This is a genomic window from Nocardia sp. NPDC059236, assembly GCF_042754085.1.
Taxonomy (GTDB): Bacteria; Actinomycetota; Actinomycetes; order Mycobacteriales; family Mycobacteriaceae; genus Nocardia.
Genome location: NZ_JBHZAF010000015.1, coordinates 74,195 through 89,784, shown reverse-complemented (window position 1 = coordinate 89,784; position 15,590 = coordinate 74,195). Strand labels below are relative to the sequence as shown.

The following is a 15,590-nucleotide window of genomic DNA, read 5'->3' as shown; positions in this document are numbered from 1 at the left end:
GGTTTTGCCACTGTCGGTGTTCACGGCGTCCCTCCCAGGTGTGCGTCGAGAATGCGTGCGATGGCCGCGAGCGCGTGCGGTGCGGTGAGTTCGTCGTGGCTGACGTCGATGTCGTGGTTGCTGATGGTCCCGGTGATCCAGGGTCGCCAGCCGGCGGGCCCGAAGATGTCGGAGGTGTGCACGGTGGCGCTGAAATACAGTGTGTCGCCGTGGAATACGGGCCGCTGGTAGCCGGTGCGGGTGGCGGCGGAGGCGTTGTAGGAGGCCGCCATGCGTTCCAGGGTCTGCGCGTCGACCAGGCTGACACCGCCCATGCGGTCGCGGATCATGGCCGCGGCCTGTTCGGCGCTGGTGTCGGCGGGGATGTCGGTGATCCCGAAGACCGAGCCGAAGGCCGCGACGAAGGAGCCGGCGGTGAGTTTGTCGATGCTGTCACCGTCGATATCGGTGCTGTCCGCGTCGAGCAGGGCCAGGGTGCCGACCTCGTCTCCGGTTGCCTCTAGCTGGGCGGCCATTGCGTGGGCGATCAGGCCGCCGAAGGACCATCCGAGCAGATGATAGGGGCCGCGCGGTTGCAGTCGGCGAATTTCGGCCACGTAGCGCGCGGCGAAGTCGGCGATGCTGCGGGCGTGCGGTTCGCCGGACAGGTCGGGAGCCTGCAGGCCGTAGATGGGACGGCCGGGGTTCAACGTGTCGGCGAGGCCGAGGTAGGTCCAGGCGATGCCGGAGGACGGATGGATGCAGAACAGGGCGGGCTCGTCGCCGCCGGCCCGGATCGGCAGCAACACGTCCAGGCCGAGCCCCGGCGGCGAATCCGCCCGGATGGCAGCGAGTTCGGCCGCGGCCTGCTGGTCGCGCAGATACTGGCGTTCGGCCTCGGCGGCGGGTTCGGCGGCCGGTGAGGTGGCGAAATAGGCTGCGGCGGCGAGCGCGTCGGTCCACAGGTGGGCCAGCATGGTGATCTCGTGGCGGGGCAGCAGGGTTTCGGGGAAGGTGAAGGCGGCCTGCAGGCGGTCCGCGGCCACAACGGCGTTGATCTCGATCTCGGCGGTGACGGGCACGTCCGCGTGCTCGGTGGCGTGCAGGTCGCCGAACTCGTCGGTGGGCAGCCAGCCGAGATCTTCGAGCCCGGCCGGAATGTCGGCGGTGGCGTAGCGGCCGAGGTAGTTGAAGCCGATGCGGCCGGGCACCCGGTCGGGCAGGTCGGCGGCGGTCTCGGGGTTGAGGTAACGCAGCATGCCGTAGCCGATGCCCTTGTCCGGCACGGACATCAGCTGGTGCTTGACCGCCCGGATGGCCGTGCCCATGGCCGGTCCGCCGGCGAAGGCGTCGCGAATCGGGATGTCGGACAGGGCGAGTCGCACCGGGTACACGGTGGTGAACCAGCCGATGGTGCGCGACAGATCGGCTCCAGGAACGATTTCCTGTTGTCGCCCGTGCCCTTCGAGCCGGATCAGCACCGCCGCGCCGGGTTCCATGCGCCAGCGCATGACGGCCAGCGTGAGCGCGGCCAGCAGGGCGTCCTCGACGGTGCCGTCGAACAGCGCGGGCAGGGTGGTGAGCAGGGCGGTGGTGACGTCCACGTCGAGCTCGATCTCGACGGTGCGGACGGCCGGCACCCGGTCGACGGCGGGATCGAGCTCGCGCGGCCCGATCGGCGGGTCGGGGGTGGCGGCCACCTCGCGCCAGTAATCCAGTTCGGCCGTGCGGGTTTCGCGTCGCGCGGCCTCCTCGAGCGCGTGCGCCCAGCGGCGCAGGGAGGTGCCGGTCTCCGGCAGGATCGGTGGCGTGTCCCCGCTGATCTGCGCCCAGGCGGCGATCAGGTCCGGAATGAGGATGCGCCAGGACACGCCGTCGATGACCAGGTGGTGGGCCACCAGGATGAGGCGGCCGCGGCGGTCGGCGGGGCTGCCCGGGGCCGGGTCCAGCCACACCAGCTGCAGGACGGTCCCGGTGGCCGGGTCGAGGCGGCCGAGCGCGGAATCCAGTTCGGTGACGGCGTATTCGCGCAGTTCGACCGCGTCGGCGGTGTCGAATTCGATGCGATGCAGGAGCGTGTCGACATCGACCGCGCCGGGTTCGCGGATGCTCATCCGCCAGTCGCCGTCCGCGTAGGCGAGCTGGGCGCGTAGGGCGTCGTGGTGGTCCACGACGGCGGTGACGGTGGCGACGAGCTGGTCGCGCCCGATGCCCTGCGGCAGTTCCAGCACCGCGGTCTGCGCGAATCTGCGGTGGTCGCCGCCGCGTTCGAGCATCCAGCGCACGATGGGGGTGAGCGGCAGCTCGCCGACTCCGCCGCCGGGCAGCTCCTCGAGGACGACGGTCTCGCCCGCGGCCGCCGCGAGCGCGGCCAGCGCCGCGACGGTGCGATGCTCGAAGATCTGCAATGGCGTGAGTTCGATGCCGCGCAGCCGGGCGCGGGAGACCAGCTGGATGGCGAGAATGCTGTCGCCGCCGAGGGCGAAGAACGAGTCGTGCACGCCGACCCGGTCGCGGCCGAGCAGTTCGGCGACGAGCTCGGCGAGCACGGTTTCCAGCTCGGTGCTCGGTGCCCGGTATTCGGTCGCGGCCTCGAACACCGGCGCCGGCAGCGCCTTGCGGTCGAGCTTGCCGACGGCATTGAGCGGGATGGCGTCGAGCACGACGAACGCGGTCGGCACCATATAGCCGGGCAGCCGGTCGGCGGCGTGGGCGCGCACGGCGGCCAGGTCGACCTCGCGCCCCGGCTCCGGCAGCAGATACGCCGCGAGCGCGGTGGCGCCGCCGGGTCCGGGAACGCCCAGGGTGACGGCGAATTCGACGCCCTCGGCGGCGGACAGCGCGGCATCGATCTCGCCGAGTTCGATGCGCTGGCCGCGCACCTTGACCTGGAAGTCGGTGCGGCCCAGGTATTCCAGGCGCGGTTCGTCGAGGTAGCCGGTCCAGCGCACCAGATCGCCGGTGCGGTAGAGCCGTTCACCGGGCCGCCCGTACGGGTCGGCGACGAAGCGGGCCGCGGTGAGACCCGGGCGCGCGTGATAGCCGCGCGCCAGGGCCGGTCCGGCCAGGTACAGCTCCCCGGCCACACCCATCGGCACCGGGCGCAGGCGGTCGTCGAGGACGAGGGTGCCCGCACCGCGGATCGGAGTGCCGATGGTGACCGGTTGCCCGGCGGTCAGGGGTTCGGAAGCCGTTGCCCAGATGGTGAATTCGGTGGGCCCGTAGAGGTTGATCAGCGTGCGCCCGCTCGACCACCGGGCCACCAGGTCCGGGCCGATGGCCTCGCCCGCCACGGCCAGCACCCGCACGCTGGACACCGCCTCCGGGTCCAGGGTCGCCAGCGCCGAGGGCGTGATCACCAGGTGTGTGACACCCTGCGCCGCAATGAGATCCGACAGCGCCTCGCCGCCGAACACCTCGGGCGGGGCGACCACGGCGGTGCCGCCGGACCCGAAGGCCATGAGCGCCTCGAAAGCCGAGGCGTCGAAACTCGGTGAGGCGACCTGGAGTACGCGGCAGTGCTCACCGAGGCCCAGGAGTTCCCGCTGGGCCCGCACGAGGTCGGCGATGCCGCGATGCGAGACGGAGACACCCTTGGGTGTGCCGGTGGACCCGGAGGTGTAGATGAGCCATGCGGGCTGATCCGGGTACGTGGCCATGGCGCGGATCCGGCTCTGCCCCACTGCGATCCGCACGCTGGAGGCGGCGGGATCGTCGAGTACGAGCCAGCCGACGGTGTCGGGCAGCAGCGGCCGGTGTGCGCTCGTGGTGAGCCCGAGCAACGCACGCGAGTCGGCCAACATGTGATCGATGCGGTCCAGGGGGTGACGCGGGTCGATGGGCAGGAAGGCCGCCCCGGCCTTGGCGCAGGCCCAGATCGCGGTGATCAGCTCGACGCCCCGCGAGAGGGCCAGCGCCACAATCGTTTCCGATCCGGCTCCGGCGGCCGAGAGCTGCATGGCCAGCCGCTGGGAGGCGGTGTCCAGCTCGCGATAGGACACCGCACGCCCGTCGGCGATGATGGCCGGGCACAGGCGGTGGGCGGTGGCGGCGGCCCGGAAAACCTGGGCGAGTGTGGTGATCCGCTGGTGCCGCGGGCCGCGCAGCGGCACCAGCGCGGTCCGTTCGGCGGCGTCGAGCAGGTCGATATCCGACAGCCGGACCCCGGGGTCGGCGGTGACGGCGGTGAGGATCCGCTGCCACCGGGTCACCAGCCGCGCGGCGCTGGCCTCGTCGAACAGGTCGGTGGCGAAGGTGAGCGTGCCGTCGAGTCCGGCTGCGGTGCCGGGCAGGGGGGTGCGCAGATCGAAGGTCAGGTCGAACTGCGAGGCGTCCCGCTCGATGGGTTCCACCGTCACCTTCAGCCCAGGGAATTCGACCGTCGGCGGCTGGAAGTTCTGCAGCGACAACGACACCTGGAACAGCGGATGCTGTGCGGTCGACCGCGGCGGGTCCAGGACCTGCACCAGCCGCTCGAACGGCACCTCCGCGTGCGCGAAGGCGTCCAGATCGGTGGCCCGCACCTGTGCCAGGAACTCCCGGAACCCGGTGGCGGGATCCACGGGTGTGCGCAGGGCGAGCGTATTCACGAACATGCCGACCAGGTCGTCGAGGGCCGCCTCCCCGCGCCCGGCCACCGCGGTCCCGATCAGAATGTCGGGCGTGCCGGACAGCCGCGACAGCAGCACCGCCAGCGTCGCATGCAGCACCATGAACAGGCTGGTATCGGTCGCGGCCGCCAATTCGGTGAGCGCAGTGTGCAATCCGGCGTCGAGCCGGAACTCCAGATCCGTGCTCCGCAGGCTCTGCACCGCCGGCCGCGGCCGATCGGTCGGCAGCTCCAGCACGTCGGGCGTCGCCGACAGCCGTTCCTTCCAGTACCGAATCTGCTGCGCGGCGCGCGATTCCGGATCCGCCTCGTCGCCCAGCAGTTCCCGCTGCCAGATCGAATAGTCGGCGTACTGCACCCGCAACGGCGGCCGCTCGGCCTCCGCGCCGCCACTGCGCGCGAGATACGCCGTCACCAGGTCGGTGGCCAGCGGTGCCATGGAGGCCCCGTCCGCACTGATGTGGTGCACCACCAGCACCACCACGTGCACCTCGGCCGGGCCGATCAGCCGGAGCACGCGGACCCGCAGCGGGGCTTCGCGGGTGAGATCGAAGCCCGCCCCGGTGCTTTCGGCAATGGCCGCGCGCAGGTCCGGGCCGTCGTCCGTCTCGGCGAAGCTGATCTGCGGCGCGGCCGCTTCGGCGCTGAGCACCACTTGGCGGGGGCCGTCGGCGTCGGCGGGGTAGATGGTGCGCAGCGATTCGTGACGGGCGACCACGTCGGCGACCGCCGCGCGCAGGGCCGCCATATCCAGCTCGCCGGTCAGGCGCAGGGCCGCGGTGATGTTGTAGGCGGCGGAGCCCGGGTCCAGGCGGTTGAGGACCCACATCCGTTGTTGTGCCGGGGACAACGGGATTCGGTCCGGGCGGATGCGCGGGGCCAGTGCCGGCAGCCCGGGAGTCTCGGTGCCGGGGACGATGCGGGACGACAGTTGCGCGACGGTGGGCGCGTCGAAGAGGTCGCGCAGGGCGATGGTCGCGCCGAGGGCGGCGTTCACCCGGGCCACCACGCGGGTGGCGGTGAGCGAGTTGCCGCCGAGGTCGAAGAAGGAGCGGTCGATGCTGACGTGCTCGGCGTCGAGGACGTCGGCGAAGACCTGGGCGACGGCCGTTTCGACGGCCGTGCGCGGGGCCAGGTAGCGCTGGTCGAGGGTCGCGAAATCCGGTGCGGGCAGCGCATTCCGGTCGAGCTTGCCGACCGGGGTCAGCGGCACATCGTCGAGTGCGATCAGGTAGCTCGGCACCATGTAGCCCGGCAGCGCGGCGGCGACGCGGGTGCGCAGCAGTTCGGTGTCGAGGGCGTGCCCGGCCGCGGCGACCACGTAGGAGACCAGCACCGTCTGCCCGCCCGGGCCGGGGCAGCCCAGGGTGGCGGCGTAGTCGACCTGCTCGTCGGCGGCCAGCACCGCGTCGATCTCGCCGAGTTCGATGCGCAGGCCGCGGATCTTGACCTGGAAGTCGCTGCGGCCCAGGTACTCCAGCTCCAGCTGCGCGCCGTCGGGTGTCTTGACCTCCACCCAGCGCACCATGTCGCCGGTGCGGTACATGCGCGCGCCGGGGGCGGTGTACGGGTTGGCGACGAAACGGGCGGCGGTGAGCCCGAATCGGTTGAAGTAGCCGCGCGCCAGCGCGGGACCGGCCAGATACAGCTCCCCGGTCACCCCGATGGGCACCGGCCGCAACCAGCCGTCGAGCACCAGGGCGGCCGCGCCGCGAATGGGTGCGCCGATGGTGATGGGTTCGCCCGCCAGCAGCTCACCCGGCCCGGTGGCCCACACGCTGAATTCGGTGGGGCCGTACAGGTTCACCAGGCGCCGCCCGGCGGACCAGGCGGCCACCAGTTCGGGTCCGGCCGCCTCACCGGCCACCGAGAGGCAGCCGAGTTCGTCGAGTCCCGCCGGATTCATGGTGGCCAGTACCGACGGCGTGATGACCGCGTGTGTCACCCCTTCGGTGCGCAGCAGTTCCTCGAGTGCGCTGCCGCCGTACACATCCGGCGGCGAGATGACCAGCCGCCCGCCCGCGCCGTGTGCCATGAGCAGTTCGTGCACCGAGGCGTCGAAGCTGGGGGAGGCCACCTGCAGGGTGCTGGAGGTCTCGTCCAGGTCCAGCAGACTCTGTTGCGAGGCAACGAGGTTGGCGAGTCCGCGATGGCTCAGCAGCACCGCCTTGGGCTTGCCGGTCGAGCCGGAGGTGTAGATGAGGTAGGCGGTCTGGGCCAGGTTGATGGGCCCGCCGCGCTCGGCGTCGGTGATGTGCGCGTCGGACACCGTCATGACCCGGCGGATGGTGTTGAGGTCGTCGAGCAGCAGCCAGTCGATGCTGCCGGGCAGGGTCTCGCCGACCGCGCACACCGTCACACCGATGGGCGCGCGGGAGTCGCTCAGGATGTGCTCGATGCGCTCGACCGGATAGCTGGGGTCCAGCGGCAGGAACGCCGCCCCGGTCTTGGCCAGCGCCCACACCGCCACCACGGATTCCACCGACCGGGTCAGGGCCAGCACCACGAAGCTCTCGCGGCCGACCCCGCGCCGCAACAGGACTCGCGCGAAGCGGTTGGACCAGGCGTCGAGGTCGCGGTAGGTCATGCTGAGGGCGCCGGAGCTGAGGGCGATGCCGTCCGGATTGACACGCGCGCCCGCGGCCAGGATGTCGGGCAGGGTGCGCAGGGGGGTGGGCGGGCCGCCGCGGACGGGCAGCAGCTGGGTGCGTTCGATCGGATCGCAGTGCTGCAGTTGCGCGGTGCGGCGCTCGGGATGGTCGGCGATCTGGTCGAGCAGCAGTACGAACCGGTCGAGCAGCCGGCGCGCGGCGGCCTCGGGCAGTTGGTCGGCCATGAATTTGACGGTGATGGTGAGGCTTTCGCTGCCGTCGGGGGCGCGCTGCGGGATCACCATGAGGTTCAGCGGGTACGGGGTGGCGTCGGTGCCGGACACGTCGAGGATCCGCATGCCCGCGATATCCAGTGCGCGCGAGAGGGTTTCGCGGTCGATGGGATAGGACTCGAAGACGGTGAGGGTGTCGAACAGCTCCGGCAGCCCGACCGCCCGGTGGATGGCGGCCAGCCCGACGTGCTGGTGGTCCAGCAGCCGCGCCTGCTCGGCCTGCACCCGGGCCAGCAGATCGCCCACGCGCTCACCGGGATCCAGCCGCACCCGCACCGGCAGGGTGTTGATGAACAGCCCCACCATCTCCTCGACCCCGGCCAGCTGCGGCGGCCGCCCGGAGACGGTGCCGCCGAACACCACATCGGTGCGGCCGGTGAGCATGGTCAGCAGCAGCGCCCACGCGGCCTGCACGGCGGTGTTCACCGTGGCCCCGGCGGTGCGCACGGTGTCGGTCAGCCGTTCCAGTCGCGCCGCGGTGAATTCGGCCGAGACCATGCCGGATTCGGTCGAGGTGATGCCCGCGAGGGTGGGCACCGCGCGGGTCGGGGCGTCGACCCCGGCCAGCGCCTCGGTCCAGGCCGCCAGGGACGCGGCGTCGTCCTGCTGATCGAGCCAGGCCAGGAATTCGCGATACGAGTGTGCCGGAGCCTGCGCGATCTCGTGCCCGGTGACCGCGGCCAGGTATCCGGCCAGCAGCTCGCGCACCACCAGCGGCGTGGACCAGCCGTCCAGGGCCAGATGGTGATTGGTCATGAGCAGCGTGTACGCCTCGGGTTCGGTGCGTACCAGGCTGAAGCGCAGCAGCGGCGGCCGGGCGAGGTCGAAGCGGGTGCCCGCGTCCACGGCGATCAGCCGGGCCAGTTCCCGCTGCCGTTCGGCCGGTTCCTCGATGGTGGTGAGATCGATGTCCTGCCAGGGGATCTCGGCCTCGCCGAGCACCAGCTGCCGGGGGCCGTCGGCGGTCTCGGCATAGGCCACCCGCAGCACCTCGTGCCGGGCCGTCAGCGCCGCCGCGGCCGTGCGCAGCCGCCCGGCATCGACCCGGCCGGCCAGCGACAGCCGGGTCTGGACGGTGTACCCGTCGGCGGTGTCGGTGTCGTAGCGGGCGTGGAAGAGCAGGCCGTACTGCAGCGGCGACAGCGGCCAGACCTCGGTGAGGTCCGGGTACTCCCGCTCCCAGGCGTCGATCTGCGCCTGATCCACCGTGACCAGCGGGAAGTCCGAGGGCGTGTGCCCGCCGGCTCCGGCGTGCCGGGCATGGGCCACCAGCGCGGTGACCGCCCGCCCCCACAGCCGTGCGAAGTCCCGCACCTGCCCGGGCGTGAGCAGCCGTGAGGCATAGGCCCAGGTCACCTCGAGGCCGGCGGCGGTGTGGAAGGCATTGATGTCGACGACCGCCGCCAGCGGTGCGCGATCGTCCTGGGTGGCGGCGAATCTGACCGGCACCCACGGGGTTTCCGCGCCGCCCGGATGCTCCACCCCCGCGCCCGTGCGGCCGAGATAGTTGAAACTGATCTGCGGCGTGGGCGAATCGTCGAGTCGGTTGGGTCCCGTACCGAGGTAGCGCAGCATGCCGAAGCCCACGCCCTTGTCGGGAATCGCCCGCAGCTGCTCCTTCACCGCCTTCAGTGCCGCGCCCGCCGCGGGCCCGCCCCGGAAGGCGTCATCGAGGTCGAGGTCGCCGAGGTCGAGCGCCACCGGGAACACGCTGGTGAACCAGCCGATGGTGCGTGAGATGTCCGCACCCGGCAGCACCGATTCCTCGCGCCCGTGGCCCTCCACGGTGAGCAGCGTCCGGTGGGTGCGCCGCCAGCGGCTCGCCGCCAGCGCCAGCGCGGTGAGCAGGGCGTCGTCGAGTCCGCAGTGGAAGCGCGCCGGAATGAGTTCCTGTGCGGCCGTGGCGGTATCGCTGTCGATGACGGTCCGCAGCTGCCCCATGGTGGCCACGGTGTCGAGCTCCGGATCCAGGGCCCGGGTGCCCAGCCGCGGGTCCGGTGTGGTGAGGATCCGCCGCCATTGCGGGATCTCGGCCGCGCGTGCCGGGGTCTGCTCGACCTGCCCGTGCGCCCAGCGCCGGAACGAGGTCCCCACCGGTGCGAGCGGTCCGCCCGCCCAGGCGGTGACCAGATCCGGCAGCAGGATGCGCCAGGACACACCGTCGGTGATCAGATGGTGCAGCACCACCCACAGCAGTGGCGGGGCGTCCTCACGGTCGATGAGCACGAAGCGGGCCACGATCCCGGCGGCGGGATCCAGCAGGTCGGCCGCACGCTGCAGTTCGTCCTCGCCGTCGCTGTCGGGTGCGGCGGTCACGGTTTCGATGAGGGCCCCGGCCTCGATCGTGCCGGGCGCGCCGACCCGCCACTCCCACGGGCCGCTGCCGTTCGCGGGCCGGTGGGTGAGGGTGCTGCGCAGCAGGTCGTGCCGGTCGAGCAGGGCCTGCACCGCGACCGTGAGACGGGATCGGTCGGCTTCGCCGGAGGCGGAAATGTCTACAGCGCCGGGGAGCGGAATCAGCACGGCCTGAGCGAATCTGGGCCAGGTCTCGCCCTGCTCGAGCATGGCGTGCACGATGGGAGTGAGCGGCACCGGGCCCACCGCGCCGCCGGGCAGTTCCTGGACCACCGGGGCGGTCACCTCGGTGGCGACGACGGCCAGCGCCGCGACGGTCTTGTGCTCGAACACGTCCCGGGCCCGCAGCCCGAGTCCGGCCGCCTTGGCGCGCGCCACCAGCTGGATGGCCACGATGCTGTCGCCGCCGAGGGCGAAGAAATTGTCGTCCGCCGCAACCGATTCCACCCCGAGCACCGCGGCGAAGACCTCCGCGAGCGCACGTTCCCGCTCGGTGGCGGGCGCGCGACCGGCGCGGGGGCCGGATCCGAAATCGGGTCTGGGCAGCGCGCGGCGATCCACCTTGCCCGCCGGGGTGAGCGGCAGCGAGTGCAGCACCATCACGACCGACGGCACCATGTGCGCCGGAAGCAACTGGGCCACCGTGGCTTTCACCTCCTCCGGCGCCACCACCGAATCGGCCGCCAGCACGTAGGACACCAGCGCGGTCGCACCGCCGGGCGTGTCCGCGCCCACCGTGACCGCCATCTCGACCCCCGGATACCGCGCCACCGCGGCGTCCACCTCACCGAGTTCGATACGGAAGCCGCGCACCTTCACCTGGGTGTCGCCGCGGCCCAGGTACTCCAGTTCCCAGCGACCGCGCCGGCGCCACCGCACCAGGTCGCCGGTGCGGTACATGCGCGTGCCCGGGGCGAACGGGCTGGCCACGAAACGCTCGGCGCTCAGGCCGATGCGCTGATGGTAGCCGCGGGCCAGACCAGGCCCGCACAAATACAGTTCACCCGTCACGCCCGGCGGCACCGGACGCAGCCACGGATCGAGGACGACCGCCCCCATGCCCCGCGAGGGCGCGCCGATCGTAATGGGATCGCCGGGGGCCAGCGGGGCGCTCAGGGTGGCGGTGACGGTGGCCTCGGTCGGGCCGTAGCCATTGATGACACACCGCCCGGCCCAGCGGACCGGCAGCTCGGGCGGGCAGGAGTCGCCGCCCACCACCACGGTGCGCAGCCGCGGCAGCGTGTCCGGTTCCAGCGAACCCGCTACGGCCGGTGTCACATTCAGGTGGGTGACCTCCAGGTGCCGCAGCACCCGCGCCAGCTCTTCGCCCGCGTAGGCGGCCGGCGGCACCACCGCCACCGTCGCGCCGACCGCGAGGGCGACCAGCAGCTCCTCCACCGAGATGTCGAAACTCGGCGAGACCGCGTGCGCCACCACGGCATCCGATCCGACGCCGAACGCGGCTCCGGAACCGGTGACCAGATTCGTCAGGCCGCGATGGGTGACCGCGACGCCCTTGGGCAGCCCGGTCGAGCCGGAGGTGTAGATGAGGTAGGCGACCTGGTCCAGGTGCAGGGGCGCACGCCGGTCGGCGTCGGTGATCGGACCGGAATCGCTTGCGGCGACGATCTTCTCGGCGGCCGGGTCGTCCAGCACCAGCCACTCGACCCGATCGGGCAGGGCCGCCCGGGAACCCGCCACCGTCACGCCCGCGACCACGCCGCTGTCGGTGAGCATGTGCTCGATGCGGTCGATCGGATAGCCGGGGTCGACGGGCACGAACGCCGCGCCGGTCTGGGCGACCGCGCACATGGCCAGCACCGACTCCGCGGAACGCGGGATCGAGATCGCCACCGTGCGTTCCGGTCCGGCCCCCGCCGCGATCAGCACCCGGGCCAGCCGATCGGTGTACTCGGTGAGCTCACGGTAGGTGAACGCGGTCCCGTCCACCCGCAGGGCGATGGCCGACGGGTCCCGGCCCGCCCCCGCCGCGAGGATCTCGGGCAGCGTGCGCGGATCGGTGCCGTCGTGGCCCTGTGCGGGGGCCAGTTCGGCGCGTTCCGTTTCGGAGAGCGCGGTCACCGCCGCCAGCGGTTGTTCGGCGCCACCGGCCAGGAAGCGGTGCAGGAACTCCAGGAAGCGCGCGTGCAGCACCGCGAGTTCGGGCTCGTCGTAGCGGTTCGGATTGGCCTGGAAGTCGATGTGCGTGCGTTCCGCGCCGCCGCCCGGATAGACGTTCACGAACAGGTCGTCGATGAGTCCCGAGGTCAGCACGTGCAGCTGCCCGGTGACCCCGCCCAGGCGGATGCGGGTGTCGGCGAGCATGAGATTGACCGTCGGGCCGAAGCCCGCCACCTCGTCCATGGCCCAGCCGAGGTCGCGGATGATGTCCTCCTGCCGGTACCGCTGGCGGCGCAGCGCGGCGGTGAGCTCACCCTGGGTGGCGCGGACGAGATCACCGACCGTGGCGGTGGGGGAGGGACGCAGCCGCAGCGGCACCACATTGGCGACCATGCCGCCGGAGCGGCGCAGGACGGCGGTGGTGCGGCCGGACACCGGCAGGCTCAGCACGATCTCGCCCGCCCCGGTCATGGCGCCGACATAGGCGGCGAAGGCGGCCACCACAACCGGCGCTGGACTAGTGGACAGAGAGGTGGTGAGCGAATCCAGAAGGGCCGCCGTGGATTCCGGCAGTGTGCCGCTGAGCAGGCGGGGGTGGGCGTCGACCGCGCCGGTGCGCTTGCCCAGCTGCGCCGGTTCGGGCAGGCCCGCCAGATGCGCGCGCCAGTACTCCCGGTCGGCCTGGAGCTTGTCCGAATCCCGGTATGCCGCATCGGCTTCCACGATGCGCTGCAACGGCTCGGCCCGGCCGGGCGGAATCTCGTGCCCAGCGGCGGCCTCGTTGTAGATCTCGGAGGTGCGCTGCAGCATGGTGAGCGCGCCGACGCCGTCGATCAGGATGTGGTGGAACCGCGAGTACCAATACCAGTGGTCCGGTCCCAGGCGCAGCATGGCGATCAGGCACAGCCGGTCGCGGGTCAGGTCCAGGGGCGCGGTGTATTCGGCGTGCATCCACGCCCGCGCGGCGGCCACCGGATCGGGCGTGCCGCTCAGGTCGACGGTGTCGATCGCGTCGTCGAGCGTGGTGTCCACCAGCTGCCAGGGCAACTCGTCGATTTCTGTCAAACGCAGGTATCCGGTGCCGAACTCGCGCCCGGCGCGGCGAATCGCGTCGGCGAGCAGCTGCACGTCGACGGGGCCGGTGAGCTCCACGTACTGGGCAATCGAGACAGGCGTGTCACCCGCCAGCTGCTGGGCGAACCAGATGCCGCGCTGGGCCGCCGAGAGAGCGAAGGCCGCGGACGAATCAGGGGTGGATGTGGACAGGGTGCTGAAAACCATTCTGAAACATCCTGCGGGCGATGATGATTCGGTACGGTCAGGCTGCAGCCTCCCGTGCCGGCGGCAGTTCCGCCGCGGTGAGCGGGGCGTCCGAGCCGGTGAGGTACTGCACCAGCGTGGACCGGTCGTCGAGCACCAGCCAGCGGCTCGGATCGGTGATCCGCTCCCGGCCGTCCTTGGTGGTGACGCCGAAATCGGCACGGGCCACCGTGGTTTCGGTGGTGAGCGGCACCGGAATCGCGCCGATCTTGGTGATGGCCAGACGGGCCACCGCGGCCTCCAGCTGCGGGGTCTCCGCGATCGCGATGCGGGCCCCCGGGTGGGCTCCGAGCCGCAGCAGCATGCGCGCGAGGCGGTTGCTCCAGCGATCCAGTTCGGCGTAGCTGAGTTCGCAGTCGGCGGCGGTCATCGCGATGGCGGCGGGCGATTCGACCGGCTTGCACATCGAACATCATCCTCTCGGAGGGGCGCTTGCGGTGGCGTTCGGTATGTATCTACTGTCGCCGCCGCACGCCGTGGCCGATAGCGACCACAGTGCTGCCGGAACCCGCTCCGAGGGTGCGGGTGAACCCACCCTGGGGTGGGTGGAAGATCAGCCGCCCAGGCCCTCCATGGTCTGGGAGATCATGGCGATGGAGTCGCGCGGGCTCAACGCCATGGCCCGGAGCTGGTCGAACATCACGCCGTAGCGGCGCACCTCCGGGTGGCCCTCGATCAGCTCGTCACTGGCGATGCCCTCCACGTAGACCAGCTCTGGGTCCGCGGGGTCCGGGAAGTCCAGCAGCGTGAAGGAGCCGAGCATGCCCGGGTGCGCGCCGGCGTCGAAGGGCAGGATCTGCAGGATCACATTGCGCTTCTCGGTGTGCTCCAGCAGCAGGGTGAACTGCTGGAACATCACCTCCGGGCCGCCCACCAGCCGGCGGATGACGGCCTCGTCCAGCACCACCCACAGCTCCAGCGGATCGTCCTTGGTGAGCACCTTGGCCCGCTCCTGGCGCGCCCGGATGCGTTGCTCGATAACCTGATCCGAGATCTTGGGCATGGTGGTCTGGTAGACCGCGTTCGCGTACGCCTCGGTCTGTAGCAGGCCGGGGATATAGGTGGACTGGAAGAACCGAGCCGAGAGCGCCTCGGCTTCGAAGTTGATGTAGGCGCCGTAGACCTCCGACACCGCATCCTCGAAAGACCGTGCCATGCCTGGGCGGAGCGCATCCACCAGCAACTGCAAGGCATCTGAACGTTGCGGCTCGCCGATGCCGTAGAGGTCCAGCATGGCCGTCAGGGTGCGGCGCTGGGGCCTGGCCTGAGCGGTTTCGATGCGGTAGAGGGTGGTCACGTTGATGCCGGTCTTGGCGCTGACCACTTCTTTGCTGAGCTGCGCGTTCTCGCGCATCTCGTGCAGCATCGCGGCGAGCCGCCGCAAACGGACAGTGAGCACGGTGCGCTTGCCTGCCATGACAACCCTTTCCCTTGTCGCACTTGCTAGAACGCAGTATTGCGTTCTTGCATTTGTAAGAGCATGATCCAGCTAGCCTATTCGTGAACAACCGATCCGATGACCGGTATAGCTGAATCCGGAGACCAATCATGTTGGTGCGATTAGTGATGCTGTCGGGTGCGTATAGGGAGTCTCGATGACCATGTCGATAGCCGGCGTCCTGCCGACCGCTCCGCAATTGCTCTGTGCCTTCCAGGGGAGGCGATTTCAAGATCGAGTGTTGCTACGGTCGGCGCACGCTCTCGCCGAACTGCACGAACGTCGCGGCCAGGTACGGGATCCCATGATGGTCAGCGAGATCGATTGTCGCCGCAGCGAACTCGTTGACGATATCAATGATTGGGTGGAACAGGAACTGCCGCAACACCGCAACGGCGCCACGCTGCACACCGAGAGCCTGGGCGCGGTCGTCGACCGCATGGCCCGGAGCTGGGTGGAGGCCAATCAGGTGATCGATCACGAGGGCGCGGCCAGTGATAACACCCATAAACACTGGTACCACCTGGCCGAACTGGTGGACGGCTACACTGATCTCGTAATCGACGTGGCCGGTGGCCGCCGCCGTTTACCAGAACAATGATTCCAAATGCATTGACACAATTGATGTATTGCCACCGAATCGTTGATCGTCAGCGGTGACGTCAGCCGAGTCGTGCTATCGGACCAATAGGTCGCTCGAACTGTAGGACGTCGCCCGCCCGATACGGCGGGCGCAACGGGGCGCCCCGCCCGGCGTGCCGCGTGGTCGACTGGCGCGGCACGCCCGCCCTGGATAAATCGCGGAGCGCCCCAAAACCATCCGCGCGGTTTTTGTTCACGCCATGTTTCATTCACATGGCGGCGGATTCACAAAATCGCGGGTG

The 15,590-nt window shown here is 70.8% G+C and carries 4 protein-coding genes; 1 reads left to right on the top strand and 3 read right to left on the bottom strand.

All coding sequences use genetic code 11. The features are described 5' to 3' along the window. Window positions 1-20: 20 nt before the first annotated feature. The 3 genes from ACFXIV_RS32595 to ACFXIV_RS32585 all read right to left on the bottom strand — a co-directional run bounded on the left by ACFXIV_RS32595 (window position 21) and on the right by ACFXIV_RS32585 (window position 14,685). Window positions 21-13,229, bottom strand: a complete 13,209-nt coding sequence (locus ACFXIV_RS32595) for an amino acid adenylation domain-containing protein (RefSeq protein ID WP_379402449.1) — start codon at window positions 13,227-13,229, stop codon at window positions 21-23. Window positions 13,230-13,266: 37 nt separating this feature from the next. Then, a complete protein-coding gene (locus tag ACFXIV_RS32590; protein WP_379402451.1) occupies window positions 13,267-13,674 on the bottom strand; it encodes an AMP-binding protein in 408 nt (135 codons plus the stop codon). Between the two features lie 147 nt (window positions 13,675-13,821). Continuing rightward, complete coding sequence (locus ACFXIV_RS32585; protein WP_379386563.1) at window positions 13,822-14,685, bottom strand: helix-turn-helix domain-containing protein; 864 nt, start codon at window positions 14,683-14,685, stop codon at window positions 13,822-13,824. Between the two features lie 262 nt (window positions 14,686-14,947). Between ACFXIV_RS32585 and ACFXIV_RS32580 the strand changes: the two genes are divergently transcribed. Next, window positions 14,948-15,307 (top strand): DUF4254 domain-containing protein, encoded by a 360-nt coding sequence (locus ACFXIV_RS32580; protein WP_040859778.1) that lies wholly within the window; start codon window positions 14,948-14,950, stop codon window positions 15,305-15,307. The last annotated feature ends 283 nt before the right edge of the window (window positions 15,308-15,590 follow it).

Excerpts from the sequence above, each read along its gene's own strand:
- ACFXIV_RS32595 (WP_379402449.1), bottom strand. The coding sequence starts at position 13,229 with ATGGTTTTCAGCACCCTGTCCACATCCACCCCTGATTCGTCCGCGGCC.
- ACFXIV_RS32590 (WP_379402451.1), bottom strand. The coding sequence starts at position 13,674 with ATGTGCAAGCCGGTCGAATCGCCCGCCGCCATCGCGATGACCGCCGCC.
- ACFXIV_RS32585 (WP_379386563.1), bottom strand. The coding sequence starts at position 14,685 with ATGGCAGGCAAGCGCACCGTGCTCACTGTCCGTTTGCGGCGGCTCGCC.